Annotated in this window: 16 protein-coding genes; 5 read left to right on the top strand and 11 right to left on the bottom strand. The window is 70.2% G+C overall.

What is annotated here, in order from left to right:
* Positions 1-15: 15 nt before the first annotated feature.
* The 4 genes from IW245_RS00250 to IW245_RS00265 all read right to left on the bottom strand — a co-directional run bounded on the left by IW245_RS00250 (position 16) and on the right by IW245_RS00265 (position 6,757).
* Positions 16-1,983 (bottom strand): S8 family peptidase, encoded by a 1,968-nt coding sequence (locus tag IW245_RS00250; protein WP_231398604.1) that lies wholly within the window; start codon positions 1,981-1,983, stop codon positions 16-18.
* Positions 1,984-2,238: 255 nt separating this feature from the next.
* Positions 2,239-3,189, bottom strand: a complete 951-nt coding sequence (locus tag IW245_RS00255; protein WP_197001167.1) for a hypothetical protein — start codon at positions 3,187-3,189, stop codon at positions 2,239-2,241.
* A 161-nt stretch (positions 3,190-3,350) separates the two neighbouring features.
* Positions 3,351-4,280, bottom strand: coding sequence for a sugar kinase (locus IW245_RS00260; protein WP_197001168.1), 930 nt, complete (start codon positions 4,278-4,280; stop codon positions 3,351-3,353).
* 41 nt (positions 4,281-4,321) lie between these two features.
* The gene (locus IW245_RS00265; protein WP_197001169.1) at positions 4,322-6,757 is read right to left on the bottom strand and encodes an RICIN domain-containing protein; all 2,436 of its coding nucleotides are present in this window, start codon (positions 6,755-6,757) and stop codon (positions 4,322-4,324) included.
* Between the two features lie 329 nt (positions 6,758-7,086).
* Here IW245_RS00265 and IW245_RS00270 point away from each other — a divergent pair, with 329 nt between their 5' ends.
* Positions 7,087-9,423, top strand: coding sequence for a M4 family metallopeptidase (locus tag IW245_RS00270; RefSeq protein ID WP_197001170.1), 2,337 nt, complete (start codon positions 7,087-7,089; stop codon positions 9,421-9,423).
* 186 nt (positions 9,424-9,609) lie between these two features.
* Here the strand turns inward: IW245_RS00270 and IW245_RS00275 are convergent, their stop codons facing one another.
* From IW245_RS00275 to IW245_RS00305, 7 genes are read right to left on the bottom strand one after another with little or no spacing between them, the layout of a single operon-like run.
* On the bottom strand, positions 9,610-10,470 hold the full coding sequence (locus tag IW245_RS00275; protein WP_197001171.1) for an SMP-30/gluconolactonase/LRE family protein: 861 nt from the start codon (positions 10,468-10,470) through the stop codon (positions 9,610-9,612).
* Positions 10,467-11,396 carry a sugar kinase gene (locus IW245_RS00280; protein WP_197001172.1) on the bottom strand — a complete coding sequence of 310 codons (930 nt, stop codon included), beginning with the start codon at positions 11,394-11,396 and terminating at the stop codon, positions 10,467-10,469. The genes IW245_RS00275 and IW245_RS00280 overlap by 4 nt, the downstream gene beginning before the upstream one ends.
* Complete coding sequence (locus tag IW245_RS00285) at positions 11,393-12,013, bottom strand: bifunctional 4-hydroxy-2-oxoglutarate aldolase/2-dehydro-3-deoxy-phosphogluconate aldolase (RefSeq protein ID WP_197001173.1); 621 nt, start codon at positions 12,011-12,013, stop codon at positions 11,393-11,395. The genes IW245_RS00280 and IW245_RS00285 overlap by 4 nt, the downstream gene beginning before the upstream one ends.
* Positions 12,010-12,846, bottom strand: a complete 837-nt coding sequence (locus IW245_RS00290; protein ID WP_197001174.1) for a hypothetical protein — start codon at positions 12,844-12,846, stop codon at positions 12,010-12,012. The genes IW245_RS00285 and IW245_RS00290 overlap by 4 nt, the downstream gene beginning before the upstream one ends.
* 2 nt (positions 12,847-12,848) lie before the next feature.
* The gene (dgoD, locus tag IW245_RS00295) at positions 12,849-13,994 is read right to left on the bottom strand and encodes a galactonate dehydratase (protein WP_197001175.1); all 1,146 of its coding nucleotides are present in this window, start codon (positions 13,992-13,994) and stop codon (positions 12,849-12,851) included.
* A complete protein-coding gene (locus tag IW245_RS00300; protein ID WP_197001176.1) occupies positions 13,991-14,713 on the bottom strand; it encodes a FadR/GntR family transcriptional regulator in 723 nt (240 codons plus the stop codon). The genes dgoD and IW245_RS00300 overlap by 4 nt, the downstream gene beginning before the upstream one ends.
* Before the next feature lie 36 nt (positions 14,714-14,749).
* Complete coding sequence (locus IW245_RS00305) at positions 14,750-15,496, bottom strand: SDR family NAD(P)-dependent oxidoreductase (protein ID WP_197001177.1); 747 nt, start codon at positions 15,494-15,496, stop codon at positions 14,750-14,752.
* A gap of 390 nt (positions 15,497-15,886) precedes the next feature.
* Between IW245_RS00305 and IW245_RS00310 the strand changes: the two genes are divergently transcribed.
* The 4 genes from IW245_RS00310 (at position 15,887) to IW245_RS00325 (ending at position 20,280) form a co-directional block, all read left to right on the top strand.
* Entirely contained in the window at positions 15,887-16,927 is a 1,041-nt protein-coding gene (locus IW245_RS00310; protein WP_197001178.1) for a substrate-binding domain-containing protein, read from the top strand.
* Positions 16,915-18,462 (top strand): sugar ABC transporter ATP-binding protein, encoded by a 1,548-nt coding sequence (locus tag IW245_RS00315; RefSeq protein WP_233473187.1) that lies wholly within the window; start codon positions 16,915-16,917, stop codon positions 18,460-18,462. Before IW245_RS00310 ends, IW245_RS00315 begins: the two co-directional genes overlap by 13 nt.
* The gene (locus IW245_RS00320; RefSeq protein WP_197001179.1) at positions 18,459-19,499 is read left to right on the top strand and encodes an ABC transporter permease; all 1,041 of its coding nucleotides are present in this window, start codon (positions 18,459-18,461) and stop codon (positions 19,497-19,499) included. The genes IW245_RS00315 and IW245_RS00320 overlap by 4 nt, the downstream gene beginning before the upstream one ends.
* Before the next feature lie 112 nt (positions 19,500-19,611).
* Positions 19,612-20,280 (top strand): ribonuclease FAU-1 family protein, encoded by a 669-nt coding sequence (locus tag IW245_RS00325; RefSeq protein WP_197001180.1) that lies wholly within the window; start codon positions 19,612-19,614, stop codon positions 20,278-20,280.
* The last annotated feature ends 67 nt before the right edge of the window (positions 20,281-20,347 follow it).

Below are 20,347 nucleotides of genomic sequence, written 5' to 3' on the forward strand. Positions count from 1 at the left end.
CACTTCGTCAATCCGTCAGGACACCGTGAGTGCGGTGTCGTCGATGACGAAGTTGGTCGCGAGGCTGATGTCCTCGGTTCCGGTGAAGGTGATCGTGACGGTCTGGCCGGCGTAGGCGGCCATGTTGAAGGTCTTCTGGGCGTAGCCGGTGGCCTTGTTCAGGTTGCTGTAGGTGGCCAGCGTGGCGCTACCGACCTTGACGGTCAGTTTGTCGTACTGGACGGAGCTGGTGGTCTCGGTCGTGTCGATGTGCAGCCAGAACGACAGGGTGTAGGTGGAGCAGCCGGCCGGGATGGCGACCTGCTGCGAGGCGGTGGTGGTGTTGGTGGTGCCCTTGCCGCCGAGCAGCGCGAGCTTGGTGCCGCCGTGCGCGGGCTGGGTGGTGGTGCCGGCCCGGATGACGCCGGTCGACGCGGTCCACGGTGTGGCCGTGGCCGCCTCGAAGCCGGGGTTGCCGAGCTTCTGGCCGGCGCCGGTGCAGCCGGGTGCGGTGCCCTTGACGGTCAGGCTGTATGTGGCGGTGTGACTTGTCGAACCGGTGCCCTTCACCGTGATGGTGTACGTGCCGGCGGCGGCCGTGGTACTGGCCGCGACGGTCATCGTGGACGAGTTGCCGGAGGTGACCGAGGTGGGGTTGAAGGTGACCGTGACCCCGGCCGGGGCACCACTGGCGGTCAGGTTCACCGTCTGGGCGTTGCCGGAGGTGGTGGTGGTGCCCACGGTGGAGGTGGCCGACTGTCCCGGGTCGATCGCACCGGAGGTCGGGTTCAACGACATCGAGAAGTCGTTGACCGGGGGCTGCCCGCCGCCGACGAACAGCAGCTTGTTCGGCGAGCCGGTGCCGGGGCTGGTCACCCTGTTGTCGCTGGCGGCGTTGACCATGGCGTCGCGGACCTGCTGGGGTGTGTAGTTCGGGTTGGCGCCGAGGATCAGCGCCGCGGCCCCTGCCACGTGCGGGGTGGCCATCGAGGTGCCGCTGATGGTGTTCGTGGCGGTGTCGCCCGAGCCCCATGAGGAGGTGATGTCGACGCCCGGGGCGAAGATGTCCAGGCAGGTGCCGTAGCTGGAGAACGACGCCCGGGCGTCGGTCTTCTGGGTGGCGCCGACCGTGATCGCTGCGGGGGTGCGGGCCGGCGAGTCGTTGCAGGCGTCGCTGTTGCTGTTGCCCGCCGCCACCGCGTAGACGACGCCGGAGTTGATGGAGTTGGTGGTGGCGTCGTCGATGGCCTGGTCGGCGCTGCCGCCGAGGCTCATGTTGGCCACGGCGGGCTTGACCGCGTTGGCGGTCACCCAGTCCATGCCGGCGATGACGTTGCTGCTGGAGCCGGAGCCGGAGCAGTTGAGCACCTTGACCGCGACGACCTGGGCGGCCTTGGCCAGCCCGTACTCCGCGCCGGCGATGGTGCCGGCGACGTGGGTACCGTGCCCGTGGCAGTCGGTGTTGTTCTGATCGATCGTGTTGGTGCCCCAGGTCGCCCGGCCGCCGAACGTGGTGTGCGTGATCCGCACCCCGGTGTCGATGATGTACGCGTGCACGTTCGCCGCGTCGTTGGGGTACGTGTAGGAGTTGTCCAGCGGCAGGTCACGCTGGTCGACCCGGTCGAGCCCCCAGGACGGCGGGCTGGGCTGCGTGCCCAGGACGTGGACGACCTGGTCCTGCTGGACGTAGGAGACCGCGGGGTCCGCCGCCAGTCGCGCGGCCTGGCTCTCCGACATCTCGGCGGAGTAGCCGCGCAGGGCGCTGGTGTAGGTGTGCGTCACGGTGCCGCCGTACCGGGCGGCCAGGCCGCCGTCGAGGGTGGCGCCGTTCTTCAGGACGATGATGTAGCTCCCGGGAACCGCTGTGGCGCTGTCGGCGCCCAGCACGACCCCGACCGGGGCGGCCGCGGTGGCGGTGCCTCCGGTGAAGGCCGACCACGCGGCGACCGCTGCGGACAGCAGCACGACGCCCGACAGCCGGCGACGAGCATTCGATGTACCCATTCCTGTCACTCCTTCGTGAGGGACTCAAGGTAGTCGAATGCTATTGACGCTCGCCAATAAAGACAAGAATCGATTTGAATTACGGGTTCCGCTACACTCCCGCGCGACGTTTCCGCAGGTTACCGGCCCGTTGTAAGTAACTTCGTGGTGTCGGTAACCACAACTTTCAGCACGGTATTTGACTTTCTTTTTGCCAGTCAAAGACTTTCAATTTGACGTTGTTCTACTTTCACCTTGACAGTGGGGCGCACAATTTCACGGCCATTCCCAGGACATGCCGAAAAGGCCGGCCGGCACTGTCTGGACCGCCATCCGCGCCGTGTGGCTGTCGTCGAGGGGCACCTCGCGGAGCAGCCGGACGTCGGAGTCGAGCGAGGACTGGACGAACTCGTGGCAGCGCACCGGCACCGCCCGGGGATGGAAGGTCACCTCCGCCACGTACAGGTTCGACGGTCTCTCGAAGATCCGCGCGAACCGGTACTGGGCGTCGCCGCCCGGCCCGAAGGTGATCTCGAAGTCGAAGACCGCCACATCGCCGGGTCGCAGTGCCCGGTCGAACAACAGCTCCAGCACCCTGGACCCGGTGTCGGTGCGCACCCGGCCGGGTCGGCAACCGGATCCGGCCCGCAGTGTCCCCGTCCAGCTCGGACGGCCGGGGTCATCGGCCTGATAGTGGACGAGCCACCGGTCCACCTCACCGAGCGCCCGGGCGACGTGGTGCACCCGGACCCGGGCCTCGGCACCACGCTCGTTGAACTCGTAGTGGTCGTGCACGCTCAACGACATCAGGTCCGGATTGAGGGTGTCCGGCCGTCTTCCCGCCCCGAAGTCGGCCAGCAGATGCCGCGTCTCGAACAGTCGACTGAACCCGACCGCCGGAAGGGTTGCCACACTGCGTCCCCGTCGCCGACGCGGTCCCAGCAGGGCGACCAGCGAGTCGCCGGGCAGGCCGAGCACCTTCTCCAGCACCACCACAGCGCGCAGCGACTGGGCACGCTCGGGGCGTCGGAGCCCGCGACGCCACAGACTCAGCGTCGACATGCTCACCGGGATGCCGGCCTCCGCCAGCCGCGCCCGTAGCTGTTCCAGGCTCAGGTCGCGGTGCTCGATCGCCCGGTGCAGCGCCGCCGCGAACGGGGCGAGGCGCGCTGGCCGCACCGGCTCTGGGGGAGTCGCGCCGGGTGGGGCGCTCGGAGAGATTGTCATCGGCCCGTTCCTCACTCGAAGGGAGGTGGCCCGCACCGCGCGGTCCGGGAAGCCACCGGTGGTGGCTCGCACCGCCGGCGCGGCGACATGATCGACGCGTCGGCCGTGCGAGCCCGGATGATGTCGGTCAGGCGATCGTGGGGCGGTCAGGATCGCGCGGTCTACAGGGGACGGCCGTACGCGTCGCCGAGGAGCGGCAGTTCGGCGCGGGTGGGCAGCCCCTGCCAGTAGCCGACCGTCGCGATGCCGAACCCGGCGACGGTCGCGGCCCGGTACAGCCGGTCGGCGACCCCGAGCCCGTCGATGAGTCCGGACAGGTAGCCGACCACGAATGCGTCCTCGGCCCCGGTGGGGTCCACGGCGGACACCACCCTGGCCGGCTGGTGGCGGCGTTCCAGCCGGGTGAGGGCGGTCCCCTCGCCGGCCCCACCGTGGCGGAGCACGACCTGATCCACGAATCGCAGGAGCTCCGCCGGTGTGGCGTCCCCGGCGATGACGGCCAGGTCGTCATCGGACGCGATCAGCACGTCGACGGATCTCAGCAACGGCCGCAGGCACGCGGCCGCGTCGGCCCGGGACCACAGGGCCGGCCGGTGGTGGACGTCGAGGCACACGGTCACCCCCATCGCCTTGGCCATGGCGACCGCCTCGATGACGGCGCGGCGCGGGCCCGGTCCAAGGGCGCAGGTGATGCCGGTGACGTGCAGGATCCGGGTCTGGCCGTCGGCGAACCCGTTGAGCACGTCGTCGGCGTGCAACCGCGACCCGGCCGACCCCGCCCGGTGGTACCCGATCCGGGTCGTCCCGGCCAGCCGGGTCTCGAGGAAGCACAGCCCGGTCGACGCGCCCGCGTCGACCCGGCTGCCCGTCGTGTCGACGCCCTCGCCCCTCAGGGTGCACCGGACGAGCACGCCGACCTCGTCGGCTCCGGTGACGCCGATCCACCGCGCCGCGTGGCCGAGCCGGGCGAGCCCGATGGCGACCGTCGCCTCCGTTCCGGCGACGGACAGTCCCATCGGGCCCCCGAGCCGCACCGGCCCCTCGGCGCGCAGTGCACCCATGGCCTCGCCGAACGTCAGCACGTCGGTCATGGATGGTCCGCCTCTGTGTTCAGGGAGCTGGTGAGTGACTGTTACGGGACCTCGACCAGGGTCCACTGCTGGTTGGTTCCGTTGTTCGAGGTCCACTGGATGACCTTGGCCCCGTCGGTGGTGGAGGCCCCGGACACGTCGGCGAGCATCGAACTGTTGCGGTTCTTCAGGGTGGTGTAGCCGCCGGTGGTTGTGAGCGTCCACTGCTGGTTTGTTCCCCCGGTGCCCGTCCGCTGGGTGAGCTGGGTTCCGGCGGTCGTGCCGGCGACCTCGAGGACCTTGCCGCTGCCGACGTTGGTGAGCACCGAGTACCCGCCGGTGGTGACGATCTTCCACAGCTGCCCTGCGGAGGCCACGTCGGTGGACTGGATGATGAGCGCGCCGTCGGCCGTGGAGTTTCCGGTGACGGTGAGGGCCTTGCCGCTGTTGCGGTTGATCAGCTTGTATTTGGGGTCCGGGTTGGTCTGCCCGGCGGTGACGGCGAAGTTGTCGTACTGGGCGTTGATGTAGTTGCTCATGCCCAGCCCGACCTGGCCGGCCGCGTAGGCGCTGTCCGTGACGGAGCCCAGGGTGGTGCCGTCGACGGCGGCGGTGATCGTGGTCCCCTGGAAGGTCAGGGCGACCTTGTGCCACGCGTTGGTGTTCAACGCCGTCGTGGTACCGCTCTTCAGCGAGGTGAACTTCCACGCGGAGTCGCTCTTCTGGATGGACCAGGCCCCGGTGTTGGACACGCGTAGGTGGTAGGCGTTGAGCCCGTTGTTGTTCTTGTTCTGCGTGCCGACGCGGCCGAGGAGCTCGACGGAGCCGGCCTGTTCGAGGAGCACGTCGGAGCTGACGGTGTAGTTCGTCCAGTCGAGGGCGCCGAACGTGGTGTACGGGTAGAAGAAGGGTTCGTCGGTCCACCGGATCGGCGCGGCCGGTGCCATCTGCCGGACGCACTTGCCGGTGCGGCCGGCGGCGCAGGGGAGGGTCTCGAAGGAGCCGTTCATGTCGGTGAAGTACTTCGGGGACCGGTTGTCGCCGTAGCCGTCGAAGGTGTCGGAGTAGGGCAGGTTCAGCGGCGCCCGGGCCGGCGACGTGGCGGTGCCCTTGGCCTGGCCGGTGGTGGTGGTCAGGCTGTAGACGTAACCGGGCTTGAGGGTGAGGGAGAACGTGCCGTTGGTTGCCGGGGCGATGTCGGGCTGCTGGACGAAGTGGTCGGTCGCGTTGTTGGAGCGCATGTCGGTCGCCCACACGTGCACCGCCCCGGTGGACAGCCCGCCGCTGACCGTGAAGTTGGCGGTCTGGTTGGCGGTGGCGTCCATGGTCTCGATGACGGTGCTGTAGTTCCCGCCGGTGGGGGCCTTCAACGACACGTAGCTGCCGTTGGTGCGGGTGCCGCCCAGGTAGCCGCCGGCCGAGTCGATGTAGGTCCAGCCGGGCTGGGCGAACTGGGCCGTGTGCGCCAGCGCCCACGTCGTCTTGCCGAGGCTGTAGGCCCCCGACCACGGCTGGTCGGCGAGGGCCAGACCGTCGGTGGAGAAGGACAGGTTCTGGTACAGGGCCGCGATGATGGGCCAGTTGATGAACGCCGTCATCTTCCCGTCGATGTAGCCCCGGTTCACCCCACGCGCGACGGCCGCCGCCCCGGTGTTGTAGTCCTGCGAACCACTCTCACTCGCCCACAGCGGCTTGCCGGTGTTCACGGCCGCCGTCGAACTCGGGCAGTCGGTCTGGTTGCCGAGGTAGCCGCACGCGTAGTGCGAGCCGATCACGTCGACGGCGTTCTTGAACGCCGCGTCGCCGGCGATCGCGTCGATCTCGCCGCCGAAGCCGGTGTTCTCGTTCGCGACGACCTTCGTCGTCAACCCGGCCGAGGTCAGGCCGGCCTTGAGGTTGATGAACCACTGCTTGTCGTAGCCGCGCTCGTTCCAGCCACCGATGTAGTCGATGGTCAGGTTGTGGTCGGACTTCGCGTGCTGGATCCACTTGATCAGATAGTTGATCATGTTCTGGGACCAGAAGGTGCCGTTCCCGATCCAGCCGGGCGCTCCCCACGACAGGGCCACCAGCTTGATGTTCGGGTTACGCGCCTTGGCCTGCTCCATCAGCCACCACTCATAACCGCGCTGATAGTTCTCATCCGTCGCCGAGTGCATGTGGCTGGGCTCGGCGCCGTCGGTGGAGTTGGTGTCCCCGCCGACCTCGACCTTGAGGATCTGCAGGGAAGCCCCGTAGCCGGGCTTGAACAGGTAGTCCAGGATCTGCGAGCGCTGCGGCTCCGGGTAGTCGAACAGCAGGCGCGAGTTACCGCCACCGCCGCTGATCGCGCCCACACCGTCGAACGTGCGACCGCCCTTGGAACCGTCGATGCTGATCGACGTGGCGGCCTGGGCTGCCGTCGGAGCTCCCACGGCGATCAGGGACGTCACGAGTGCGAGTGCCGTGAGCAGGACCGCGGGCCTGATCCGCATGGAGAAGTTTCTTCGGATGCTCATTGAGATCACTTCCAGTGAGGAGGCGGCTGCCTCACGCGCACACATCGCGACGTCGCCAGTTCGACATCGACGGCACCCGCCATGTGGGTCAGGAGCGTATTCCCAACACAGTCGAACGTCAATCACCGCTGTCAACCAACAGTCCAACAACATCAAACACTCCGAACTGAAACGCTCAGCGGCAGAACATCGATAGAGGCGCATGTTCATTAGCTGGCGAAATCCCGGAACGCTATGGACACGATAAGACTGTCTTATGATTCAGTTAAAGTTCTCGATGCTTCCATGGGCGGGCCGCGAAGACGCGGTCTCACCTCAAGGGAGCACAGATGAGACGCAGAACAGCGACGGCCGGGGTATCCCTGGCCGTCTTCGCGGGAGTGGCGCTGACCCTCGCAGCCAATCCCGCCACCGCCACGAACGCCGCCGACCACAATCTCGGCGACGCTCGGGCACTCGCGATCTCCGTCGCGGACCGGGCCGCCGCCAGCGGCCTCGACGCCCTGGCGAAGGGGCCGTTCGAGGAGTACGCGCAGAAGAGCGTGACCCCGTGGGTGAACGGCCTCTACGCGGTCAACTACGACCGCAGCTACCGGGGCCTCCCGGTCGTCGGGGGCGACGCTGTCGTGCTCGCCGACGCCCAGGGCCACGTCCGCAGCACCGCCTCGGCGACCTCGGCGCGGATCAACCTGTCGATCGACCCGTCGGTCACGGCCGCCGCGGCGGAGGCCACCTCGCGCGGCCAGCTGGCCAGCGTGGACCGGGTGGACTCCAGCCGGCTCGTCGTCCTGGTCCGGGACAACAACCCGCGCCTGGCGTGGGAGACCACGATGACCGGCCTGACCGAGACCGCGCCGAGTCACCTGCACGTGTGGGTCGACGCGGCCACCGGCAAGGTCCTCTCGACGCACGACGACGTCGTCGCCGGCTCGGGCACGGCCAAGTGGAACGGCCCGAACCCGCTGACCTTCACCACCAGCGGTTCGGGCAGCAGCTTCAGCATGAAGGACACGACCCGACCGGGCCTGGAGTGTCGGGACTACAGCGGCGGGGCCGTGTTCACGGGTACCGACGACGCCTGGGGCAACGGCGACGGGACCAGCAAGGAGACCGGCTGCGTCGACGGCATGTACTCGGCGCAGCAGGAATGGGACATGCTCTCGTCCTGGCTGGGCCGCAGCGGCATCGACGGCAACGGCAAGTCGTTCCCGATCAAGATGGGCGTCGACCAGGTCAACGCCTACTGGGACGGCAGCAGCGTCACCATCGGCCACAACAACGCCGGTGAGTGGATCTCCTCGATGGACGTCATCGGCCACGAGTTCGGCCACGGCATCGACGCCAACACCCCCGGCGGTGCCAACCACGAGAACGGGCTCGGCGAGGCCACCGGCGACATCTTCGGCGCGCTGACCGAGGCGTACGCCAACCAGACCGCCCCGTACGACGACCCGGACTTCCTGGTCGGCGAGAAGATCAACCTGGTCGGCAAGGGCCCGATCCGCAACATGTACGACCCCTCGAAGGTCAACAACAACCCCAACTGCTACTCCTCGGCGATCCCCAACACCGAGGTGCACGCCGCGGCCGGCCCGCTGAACCACTGGTTCTACCTGATGGCCATGGGCACCAACCCCTCGGGCGGCCCGGTCAGCCCGACCTGCAACAACACCACGCTTACCGGCATGGGCATCCAGAACGCCGGCAAGGTGTTCTACGGCGCGATGCTGACCAAGGTGTCCGGCCAGACGCACATGACCTACCGGACCGGCACCCTGACCGCGGCGAAGGCCCTGGACTCGACCTGTGGTCTGTTCAACAAGACCAAGGCCGCGTGGGACGCGATCAGCGTTCCGGCGCAGTCGGCTGACCCGACCTGCGGTGGCACCCCGGCCAACGACTTCTCGATGTCGCTGAGCCCGGCCTCCGGTTCGGTCAACCCGGGCGCGTCGGTCACCTCGACCGTCGGCACGACCACCACCTCGGGCAACGCCCAGACGGTGAACCTGACCGCGAGCGGCGTTCCGGCCGGTGTCACCGTCAGCTTCAACCCCACCTCGGTGACCTCGGGCAGCTCCTCGACGATGACCGTCGCGGCCAGCTCCACGGCCGCCGCCGGCACGTACACCATCACGGTGACGGGCGCCGGTTCGGCGACCCACACCGCGACGTACAGCCTGACCGTCAACGGGACGGGCCCGGGTTGCACGGGTGCGGGTCAGAAGTTCGGGAACCCGGGCTTCGAGTCGGGCACCACACCGTGGACGGCGTCGACCGGCGTGATCCGGGCCGGCACGACCGCGCAGCCGGCGCACGGCGGCACCCAGCTCGCCCTCCTCGGCGGCAAGGGCACCACCAACACCACCACGCTGTCGCAGCAGGTGGCCGTCCCGACCGGGTGCACCACCTACACCCTGTCGTTCTGGCTGCACATCGACACCAAGGAGACCACCACCTCCACGCAGTACGACAAACTGACCGTCAAGGTCGGCAGCGCCACCCTGGCCACGTACAGCAACCTCAACAAGGCCACCGGCTACGCCCAGAAGACGTTCAACATGGCCGCCTACGCCGGCCAGACCGTCACGATCACCTTCACCGGAACCGAGGACATCAGCCTCGCGACCAACTTCGTCATCGACGACACCGCACTCACCGTCTCCTAGCCGAACGGTGACGTTCGGGGGCCGGCCGTCCCGGGCCGACCCCCAAACTTGTCCACAGTCGAGGTGGCGCGCGGCAGGCGGCACCACACCTGTCGCCACCTCCTGAACCTCCTGGAGGGGGGAAAGGGGCCGGTCACCACGAGGGAGGTGGCCGGCCCCGCTACCTGCTGTCCGTAGCCGTCCTCGTCACGGTGAGAGGGCTGAGCCCACGGCCCCCGGACACGCAGGGCGGCCCGCGACATCCACCGTAGCCACCAACAGCGCGCCGTCGGCGCCCCCGGGTTCCCGCAGCCCGTAGCCGGCGGTGGTAATGAACAGGGTGCGCAGGTCCGGGCCGCCGAGGCAGACACTGGTCGGTTGGCGGGCCCCGACCGGCAGGTGCACGTCGAGGGTGCCGTCCGGGCGGTACCGGCGCACCGCGGAGCCGCCCCACAGCGCGACCCACAGGTTGCCGGCGACGTCGACGGTCATCCCGTCCGGGGACCCGTCGGCCGGGTCGATCCGCGCGAAGGGCCGCCGGTCGGCGACGTCGCCCGAGGCGTCGACCGTGAGCCGGTCGATGTGGCCAAGGGCGCTGTCTGCGAGATACAGGACGGTGCCGGTCGCGTCGAACGCCGGTCCGTTCGGGATGGTGAGGCCGTCGAGGACCACGGCGTGCCCGGTGCTCGGGTGCCAGCGGTGCAGCCGGCCGGTGCCGGGAGTGGCGGCGTAGGTCATGGTGCCGATCCACATCCGGCCGGCGGGGTCGGCCACGGCGTCGTTCACCCGGGTTGTCACCGGATCGACCCCTAGGTCGACCAGCGGGCGCGGCTCCGTCGTGGGCGCGAGGCTCCACAGGCCCGTTCCGGCCGCCGCGACCCAACCCTCCTTTCCGGGTACCGGTGCCACAGCGCCCAGCGGCATCGGCATCCGCAGCACCTCCACGGGCGGCGCGTCCCCGCGCGCCTCCAGGAGGCGGCCGGCGAGCAGGTCGACGAAAACGAGCCGGCCGTCGACCCAGCGAGCGCCTTCGCCGAGTTCGAAGCGTTCGTCGCCCAGGACCCTCATCGCAGCGTGCTTCCGGACGCGTGGTCGAGCAGCGGCAACTCGTCCCGGGTGGGCAACCCCTGCCAGTCCCCGACCGTGGCGACGCCGAATCCGGCGACCGTGACGGCCCGTTGCAGCCGGTCGGCCACCCCGAGGCCGTCGAGGAGACCCGACAGGTAGCCGGCCACGAACGCGTCACCGGCCCCGGTGGTGTCCACGGCGGTGACGACCCGGGCGGGCACGTGGGTGTGTTCCGTCCGGGTGTACACGGTGGCCCCGGCGGCGCCGTGCTTGACGACGACCTGGTCGACATACCCCAGAAGGTTGGCGGGGTTGGGGTTGTCGGCGACGACGGGCAGTTCCTCGTCCGAGGCGACGAGCACGTCGACGGACGGCAGCAGCGGGCGAAGGCAGGCGGCGGCCTCGGCCTGCGACCACAGTGCGGAGCGGTGGTTGACGTCGAGGCACACGGTCGTGCCCATGGCTCTGGCCATCGCGACCGCCTCGACGACGGCCTTGCGGGGACCCGGGCCCAGGGCGCAGGTGATCCCGGTGACGTGCAGGATCCGCGTCGCCCCGTCGGCGAACCCGTTGAGCACGTCGTCGGCGGTGAGGCGGGATCCGGCCGAACCGGCGCGGTGGTAGGCGACCCGGGTCAGGCCGGCCAGCCGGTTCTCGAGGAAGAACAGGCCGGTCGGCGCGGAGGAGTCGATCCGCACGCCGGACGTGTCGACCCGTTCGGCGCGCAGGGTGCGCCGGACGAGTTCGCCGAGCTCGTCCGCTCCGGTGACGCCGATCCACCGGGCGTCGTGGCCGAGGCGGGCCAGGCCGATGGCGACCGTGGCCTCCGCGCCGGCGACGGACAGCCCGAGCGGGCCACCGAGGCGCAGCGGGCCGTCGGCGCGCAGCGCGCCCATGACCTCGCCGAAGGTGAGAACGTCGGTCATGCCGTCACCGCCGCCAGCATCAGCGCGGCGCGGGCCCGCAGTTGCAGGAGGTCGCCGCCGTGCGGGGCGTCGCCGAGCAGCGGGGAACCGACGCCGACCGCGACCGCGCCCGCCCGCAGGTACTCTCCGGCCCGGTGCGCGTCGACGCCGCCGACCGGAACGAGGGGGATGTCCGGGAGCGGGTCGCGCAGCGCGCGCAGGTATTCCGGGCCGCCGATCGAGGCGGGGAACAGCTTCACGGCCTCGGCCCCGGCGGCGTGCGCGGCGATGACCTCGGTCGGGGTGACGGCGCCGACGAGCGCGGGCAGGCCGAGTGCGCGGGCCTCGGCGACGCTGGGCGCCAGGCCCGGGGTGACCACATACGACACTCCGGCGTCGGCGGTCGCCTGGGCCTGCTCCACGGTCAGGACCGTGCCGGCGCCGAGCCCGAAGTCCGGGCCCAGGGCGCGTCGGGCCCGGGTCAGCACGCCCAGTGCGTCGGGGGTGGTCAGCGACACCTCGATCAGGGCGATCCCGCAGTCGGCCAGCGTGAGAACGGCGTCGAGGGTGGCCGCCGGGTCCGAACCCCGCACGATCGCCACCAGACGGTACTGGCGCAGCGCGTCCAACAGCTTCAACGTTGCTCCTTGCGGTTCGTGTGCGCGGTGAGGGTGAGCCGCCAGGACACGACTCCGGAGGCGGGCACGGTGGCGGCCTCGTCCGGGCCGGCTTCGGCGAGGTCGAAGACGCCGCCGAGCATCGGTTCGACGCCGATGCTGCGGTAGGGCTGCTCGGGGGGCCAGCCGCGCAGGTTGCGCCACAGCGCTGTGGACACCGGCTGGCCGGGGCAGTGCAGGGACATGTCCAGGGCGTCGGGCCCGTCGGTGACCAGTACCGACGCGCAGCCGAGCAGGATCGCCCCGACTGCGGTCGCGTCGTCGGGTCCGAGCACGTCGAGCCGGGTCCCGTCGGGCGCGGGCCACGGGCCGGAGGGTGTCGGGCCGGCGTCCGGGTACACCCGGGTCGGGGCACCGGCCGGCGCGGTCAGGGTCGCGTCTTCCCCGACGTCGAGGAGCGCGTGGGCGGCCCACACGAACCGGTACCCGGGTTCGGCGCTGAGTGTGTAGTCGGCGACGACCGCGCCGGACCGCGCGCGGACGGAGCGAGACAGGACGAAGTCGGGGCAGTGCGTCGTCCACAGGTTCGCGCCGGTCTGCCGCCAGGGTCGGCTCCACGCGTGGCCGTGGTCGGGCACGCCCCGCACCGTGGGGACGCACTCCTCGAGGCCGCCGGCGTCGACGAACGGGTGCCCGGGCCACACCAGGTGGCGGTCGGTCGTCGACCGGTGCCAGAGCCACTCGCGGTCGGTGGTGCGCAGGGAGGTCCACCGGCCGCCGTGCGCGTGGTCGAGTGCGGCGCGCAACGGGGTCCGTCGGCGGCCCGGGACGGGGGAGCGGGCCGTGGCCCGCATGGTCACCATTCCGCGAACGAGCCGTCGTCGTGCCGCCACACCGGGTTGCGCCAGGCGTGCCCGGCCCGGTCGGCGCGGCGGACGGCAGCCTCGTCGATGGTCACGCCCAGCCCGGGGCCCTGGGGGGCCCGGATGTGGCCGTGCAGGATGCGGAGCGGTTCGGGGTCGGCGACGTAGTCGAGGAGGTCGGCGCCGGCGTTGTAATGGATGCCGATGCTGTGTTCCTGGATGAGGAAGTTGGGGGTGGCGCAGGCGATCTGCAGGCTCGCGGCGAGGGCGATCGGTCCGAGCGGGCAGTGCGGGGCGAGCAGCGCGCCGTGGGTCTCGGCGGCGGCGGCGATCCGGCGGACCTCGGAGATACCGCCGGCGTGGGACAGGTCCGGCTGGACCACGGCCACGCCGGCCCGGAGCGGCTCGACGAAGTCGGTCCGGTTGTAGAGCCGTTCGCCGGTGGCGATCGGCACCGGCGAGCAGGTGACGATGTCGTGCAGCAGGTGCGCGTGTTCGGGGAGCACGGGCTCCTCCACGAACAGCGGGTGCAGGGGGGCGAGTTCGGGCAGGATGCGGCGGGCGGCCGCGGCGGTGGCCCGGCCGTGGAAGTCCAGGGCGACGTCACGGTCGGGGCCGAGCACCTCGCGGACGGCCGCGAGCCGGGCCACGATCGCGGCGACCTCCCCGGCGGTGGGCAGGGGGGACATCCGACCGGACGCGTTCATCTTCACGGCCGTCATGCCGGCGGCGACCTGGGCGGCGACCGCGTCGGCGACCTGGTCGGGCTCGTCGCCGCCGACCCAGGAGTAGACCCGGACCCGGTCGCGGACCGGCCCGCCCAGCAGGGCGTGCACGGGCGCGTTGTAGTGCTGGCCGGCGATGTCCCACAGCGCCTGATCGAGGCCGGCGACCGCGCTGGACAGGATCGGGCCGCCCCGGTAGAAGCCACCCCTGGTGAGGACCTGCCAGTGGTGCTCGATCCGCAGCGGGTCCTCACCGATCAGGTACTCAGCGAGCACGTCCACGGCGGCCCGCACCACCTCGGCGCGGCCCTCCACGACCGGCTCGCCCCAGCCGACGATGCCCTGATCGGTCTGGATCCGGCAGAACAGCCAGCGGGGCGGTACCGCGAAAGTCTCGATCTTTTCGATCTTCACCGCTTCTGTCCTTTCGCGCCCGGTCCACCCCGGGCCTTGTGCAGGTCGTGGGCGGCCTGGTCGAGCAGCCCGCCCATCGCGTTCTCGGCCGCGGCAGGGTCGCCGGCGCGGATGGCGTCCAGGACCGCGCGGTGGCTGGGGATGGGGTCGTCGTGGTGCTGGCTGTAGTGCACGAGCCGGTCGCGCTCGGCGAGGCCGATCTCCAACATGACCTCCATGCGTTGCAGGAGCTCGTTGTGGGTGGCGGCCAGCAGCGCGCGATGGAAGTTCAGGTCGGCGGCGATCTGCGACGCCGGGTCGTCGCCGGCGGCCTCCATCGCGGTCAGGGCGGACTCCAGCGCGGCGAGGTCGGCGTCGTCGCGTCGCTCGGCGGCCAGCCGCGCGGAGGCCGGCTCGACGATGCCGCGGACCTCCTGCAGTTGGTCGATCATGCGGTCGCTGGCCGAGCTGGCGAACTGCCAGCGCAGCACGTCGCCGTCGAGGAGGTTCCAGTCGGAGCGGGGCCGGACGAAGGTGCCGCGCTTCTGGCGGGCGTCGACCATGCCCTTGGCTGCGAGCACCTTCAACGTCTCGCGGACGACGGTGAGGCTGACGTCGAGTTCGACCTGCAGGGCGGCGATGTCGAGGGTCTCGCCCTCGGCCAGGGTGCCGCCCAGGATCCGCTTGGCGATGGTCTCGACGGTCTGCCCGTGCACTCCGCGGTTGACGTAGCGTGCCATGTGTCCTCGTGTCCCCTCAGGAAGTCTCGTTGCCGGTCACGCGGAAGTCTTCATGGCGGTCCAGCCGCCGTCCACCACGAGGCTCGCTCCAGTCACGTACGCGGCGTCCGCGGAGGCCAGGAACGCCACGGCGGACGCGACCTCGGCGGGCTCGCCGAACCGGCCCAGAACGGTCTGTGCGACGCTGCGTTCGCGCTCGTCGGGGGGCACCCGGTCCCAGGTCGGGGTCAGGATCGGCCCCGGGACGACGGTGTTCACCCTGATCTCCGGTCCGTACTCCACGGCCAGCTGCCGGCCGAGGGAGACCAGGCCGCCCTTGGCCGCCGCGTACGCCGGATGCCCGGGGATGCCGACCTGGGCCTGCACGGAGGAGACCAGGACGACCGACCCGCGCGTCTCCCGCAGGTCGGCCAGCAACGCGCGCACGCCGAGGAATGCGCCGGTCAGGCACACGGCCAACTGCCGGTCCCACGAGTCGCGACTGAGCTCGTGCGCAGGGGCGACCTCGACGACGAAGGCGTTGCTCACCAGGATCCCCACCGGCCCGAACGCCGCGCGCGCGGCGCCGGAGGCGGCGGCCCAGCCGGCCTCGGTCGACACGTCGGCGGCCACCGACAGCGCCCGGCCGCCCGCGGCCTCGATCTCGCGGCACAACACGGTGGTGTCGGCGACGTCCATCAGCGCCACGGCGGCGCCCTCCGCGGCGAGCCGGCGTGCGCAGGCCGCGCCGATCCCCGACGCGGACCCCGTGACCAGGGCCACCTGACCGGACATTCGGCTCATCGGGGCTCCTTCCCGCTCGCGTAACGAATATTATTTATGAAAACATCTTGCGCCATCGCGCCGCCGTGCGCAAGCCATGATCACCGGTGATCTGGAAGCTGCCTCCAGTGAAGCCCCCGGTGGGGGTGGAGCGGCCTGGGTTGGTGGGCCCGAGTGACATGGCGACCTCCGATGGTGTCCGTTTTCGTGATCAGGCGTGACGGCGGGTGATGGTCAACCAGACTGGAGCTGAAGGGCGCCACGCTCGATTACTTGATTAATTACGAATACATATTGACACTCGATCGGCCCGCTGTCACTCTCTGAAGTGAGATCGGTAACACGATCGGTCACCTCAGAGTCCCCCGGCACCGCACGGTGTCGCGGGCGATGTCAAGGAGCGTCACGTCCATGGTCAGATCCAAGATCCTCACCGCCCTGGCGGCAGCGTGCACCGTCGCCGTGGGCCTCAGCGCCTGCTCATCGGGCAAGGAGCAGGCCGCCGACAACGGGGGCCAGCCGGTCAGCGGCAAGATCTCCATCTCGTTCCTGCAGAAGCAGGGCGATCAGGAGTACTTCGTCGGCGAGGCCGCCGGCGCGCAGGCCAAGGCGAAGGAGCTGGGGATCGACCTGAAGGTCGTCAACCTCGGCAACGACGCCAACAAGACCGTGAGCGAGGTCAATGCCGCCATCGCCCAGAAGGCCAACGGCGTGATCATCGTGGTGCCCGACCCGGCGGTCGGCCCGCAGGTCGTGCAGGCGGCGAAGGCCGGGGGCGTGACGCTGCTGACCGCCGACGACCAGATCTGCGTGGACGGCACCGACCCGTCCAAGTGCGCCAAGGACAAGCTGGTGCCCCGGATCGGCTTCAGCGGCGCCCAGATGGGTGGTGAGGTCGGTAAGCGCGCGGGCGAGGAGTTCACGAAGTCCGGCTGGGCGGTGGAGGACACGGCGATCATCTCGGCGTGGAAGCAGGACGTCACGGTGTGCACCGATCGGGTGAACGCCGCCAAGGCCGCGTTCAAGTCGGGCACCGGCAAGGACGTCAAGAGCATCGACGTCGGCACGGACAACAGCGCCACCTCCGCGCAGGACAAGGTCGCCGCCACGGTCACCGCCAACCGGGCCGTCAAGCACTGGGTCGTGTGGGGCTGCAACGACGAGAACGTCTCCGGTGGTGTGACCGCCCTGCAGAACGCGGGCTACACGGCCGACAACGTGATCGGCGTGGGCCTGGGCGCGTACCTGGCGTGCAAGGACTGGGGTTCGGGCAAGCCGACCGGGATGAAGGCCGCGCTGTTCATCAACGGCTACGAGGTCGGGGCCCTGGCGGTGCAGACCATGTTCGACAAGCTCCGCAACGGCAAGGACATGCCCGCCGAGGCGTTCGCCCCCACCAAGATGGTCGACGCGGGCACCTGGAAGGAAGCCGGCGTCAAGTGCTCGGCGTAGGACACGAACTCACCGTCGGCGCGGGTCTCCGCGTCGACGGGGTGAGCAAGAACTTCTCCGGGGTCCACGCCCTCACCGATGTGACCCTCGAGTTTCCCGCGGGCCAGGTCACGGCGCTGATGGGGGAGAACGGGGCCGGCAAGTCCACCCTGATCCGGATCATCAACGGCGACCACCTCCCCGACGCGGGCGCCGTCCGGCTCGACGGCAAGGTGCTGGCGCTGCACAGTCCCGCCGACGCCCGTGCCGCCGGGATCCGGATCATCCCGCAGGAGCCGGAGATCATCCCGCACGTCTCCGTCGCCGAGAACGTCTACGTCGGCGCGCTGCCCCGGGGCGTGGCGCACCGCCTGGACAGGTCGGCACTGCGGAACAAGATCCGCGCCGACCTGGCCGAGCTGGGCTTCGAACGGGCCCTCGACCCGGACGAGCTGGGTTCGCAGTTGTCGGCGTCGCAACGTCAGCTCGTGGAGATCCTGCGCGCGCTGACCACCGACGCCCGGGTGATGGCATTCGACGAGCCGACGTCCTCGCTGTCCGAACACGAGGTCGAGGCGCTGTTCGCCCTGATCGGCCGGCTGCGGGACCGGGGGATCGCCATCGTCTACGTCTCGCACCGGATGCGGGAGATCTTCCAGCTCGCCGACCGGGTCTCCGTCCTGCGCGACGGCCAGGTCGTCGGCACCCGGCAGATCTGGTCCACCGACGAGCAGGAGATCGTCCGGATGATGGTCGGCCGGGACCTGTCCACCCTCTTCACCCGCCAGCACGGGGGCGCGGGCGGGACGGTGCTCGAGGTCCGCGGTGTGACGACCGACGACGTCCGCGACGTGAACCTGACGGTCCGCGCCGGTGAGATCGTCGCGCTCGCCGGGCTGGTCGGCGCGGGCCGCTCCGAGCTGGCCCGGGCGCTGGCGGGGGACCTGCCGATCCGGTCGGGCACGGTGGCCGTCGGCGGTCGGACGGTGAAGCTGCGCCAGCCCGCCGACGCGATCGCCGCCGGGATCGGGCTGGCCCCGGAGGAGCGCAAGGCCCAGGCGCTATTCCTGCACCGGTCGGTGCGCGACAACGCCTCCCTGGTGGTCCTCGACCGGCTGCGCCGGTTCCGGTTCGTCCGCCGGGCCGCCGAACGCCGCCTGGTCGGCGAGTACGTCGAACGGCTTCGGGTGCGCACCCCGTCCCTGGAGCACGAGGTGCGCAAACTGTCCGGCGGAAACCAGCAGAAGGTGGTGCTGGCCCGGTGGCTGGCCCGCAAGCCACAGGTTCTCATCCTCGACGAGCCCACCCGGGGCATCGACGTGGGCGCCAAGGCCGAGATCTACCACATCATCGCCGACCTGGCCTCGGCCGGAGTGGCACTGCTGGTGATCTCCTCCGACCTGCCCGAGGTCCTCGGGCTCGCCGACCGGATCGTCGTCATGCAGGGCGGCCGGATCACCGGCGAACTCGACCACCGTGACGCGACCGAGGAGAAGATCCTCGCCCTGGCGATGGCCGACGACCTGACCACACCATCCACTGGAGAACAGCCATGACTCCCACGACCGCACCCGCTCCGGCGCTGCCGAACAAGAGGCCGGCCGCAGGGCCGCCCGATCGGCTGCGCGCCCTGACGGGCAGGATCGGCGGCCAGAACCTGAGCCTTCTCGCGGCCCTCGTGGTCGTCGCCGGCGTGTTCGGTCTGCTCAACCCCGCCTACCTCAGCGTCGCCAACATCGCCGTCATCGGCGAGACCGTCACCATCGCCGGCCTGCTCGCCGTCGTGCAGACCGTCGTCATCATCTGCGGGGCCCTCGACATCTCCGTCGGCTCGCAGGCAGGCCTGGCGTCGGTGATCAGCGCGATGGCGTTCACCGCCACCGGAGGCAACCCGATCCTCGGGATCGGCGCGGCGATCGCGGTCGGGATCGCCGCCGGCGTCGTCAACGGACTCATCATCGTGTACGGGCGCGTGAATGCGGTCATCGCGACCCTGGCCACCCTCGCCGCCTACAAGGGGCTCGCGCAACTTGTCTCCAACGGGCGCGCGCAGGGTTACGTGCTCGGCGACGACTTCTTCGTGTTCCTCGCCCGGGGCAAGCTCGCGGGCCTGCCCGTGATGGTGTGGATCCTCGCGATCGTCGCGCTGGGCGTGCACCTGCTGCTGAAGTTCACCGACATCGGCCGCAATATCTACGCCATCGGCGGCAACGACACGGCGGCCCGCCTCGCCGGTATCAAGATCAATAAATATCTGATCTCCGTGTACGCCCTCGCCGGCGTCGTCGCGGCCGTCGCCGGCATCCTGTTGACCGCCCGCACCGGTTCCGGCCAGCCGGTGTCCGGCAGCGAGGGCCTGGAGCTCAAGGCCATCACCGCGGCGGCCCTCGGCGGCTGCGCGCTGAAGGGTGGCAAGGGCGGGGTGGGTGGCACCCTCCTCGCGGTGGCCCTGCTCGGCGCGCTGGAGAACGGTCTCACCGTCGTCGGCGTCAACTCCTTCTGGCAGAACGTCGCCCAGGGCGCCCTGCTCGTCATCGCCGTCGTCATCCAGCAGTGGCGCAACGGCGAACGCGCGGTGGGACTGCCCACGTGAACCGGCGGTTCGTCTCCGACGCACCGCTCGACAAGTAGTATCCCCAGAACAGGAACTCCCGGCCGAAACCCCTTCCGGCCGGGAGTTCCCCTTTCTGTGCCCACGTCATGGCATGGACCTGGTGGCCCCCGCCATCCGGCCGTTCCCGGGCGTGGCGACCGGCCCCGATGGCCCGCCGGACGCCGACTACCAGCTGGTCGACGACGCGCGCGGCTGTCGTCCAATCTTTCCTGGCTCATGGCAGGGTGGCCGGATGAGTCATGAAGATGAGACGGGCCGCCTGGTGACGGTGATCCGTGACGGCGTGCTGCGCGCGGTGGGACTGCGCCGTGGTGGTGTGGTCGCCTATGACTGGGGCTTCGAGAAGGACGGGCGGGCGTACACTCAGCGCAGCTTCGTCTTGTTGGACGACGGTGTGCAGATCAACCAACCTGCATTGTTTCCGGCCGAGCAGCGGGGCTGGTGGTATTGCGATCTGGTGGCGGTCGCAGATCACGGTGACAGTGTCGCGGTGGATGACCTGCTGATCGACGTGATCGTGGGGCCGCCTGACCATCCGTATCGGATGCTGGACCTTGATGAGTATGCCGACGCCATGGCCTCGGGCCGCTTGGACGCTGTTGCGGCGGCCGACGGCCTACGCCGCGTCCAGCGGTTCCTCGACCGGCGGCTGAACAGGAGACACGACACGACCAGGACGTGGCCGTCGTTTCCGCCTCGTGAGGTCGCCGACCTCCAGACCGCAGTACTACCCCAGGACTGGGAACTGCTGACGTCCTAGCTCGGTGCTCCGCGGAGCCTGACGTGCAGCGGTCCCGACGCGGGCGGCACAACCCATACGTGACGGG

The organism is Longispora fulva, from assembly GCF_015751905.1.
Taxonomy (GTDB): Bacteria; Actinomycetota; Actinomycetes; order Mycobacteriales; family Micromonosporaceae; genus Longispora; species Longispora fulva.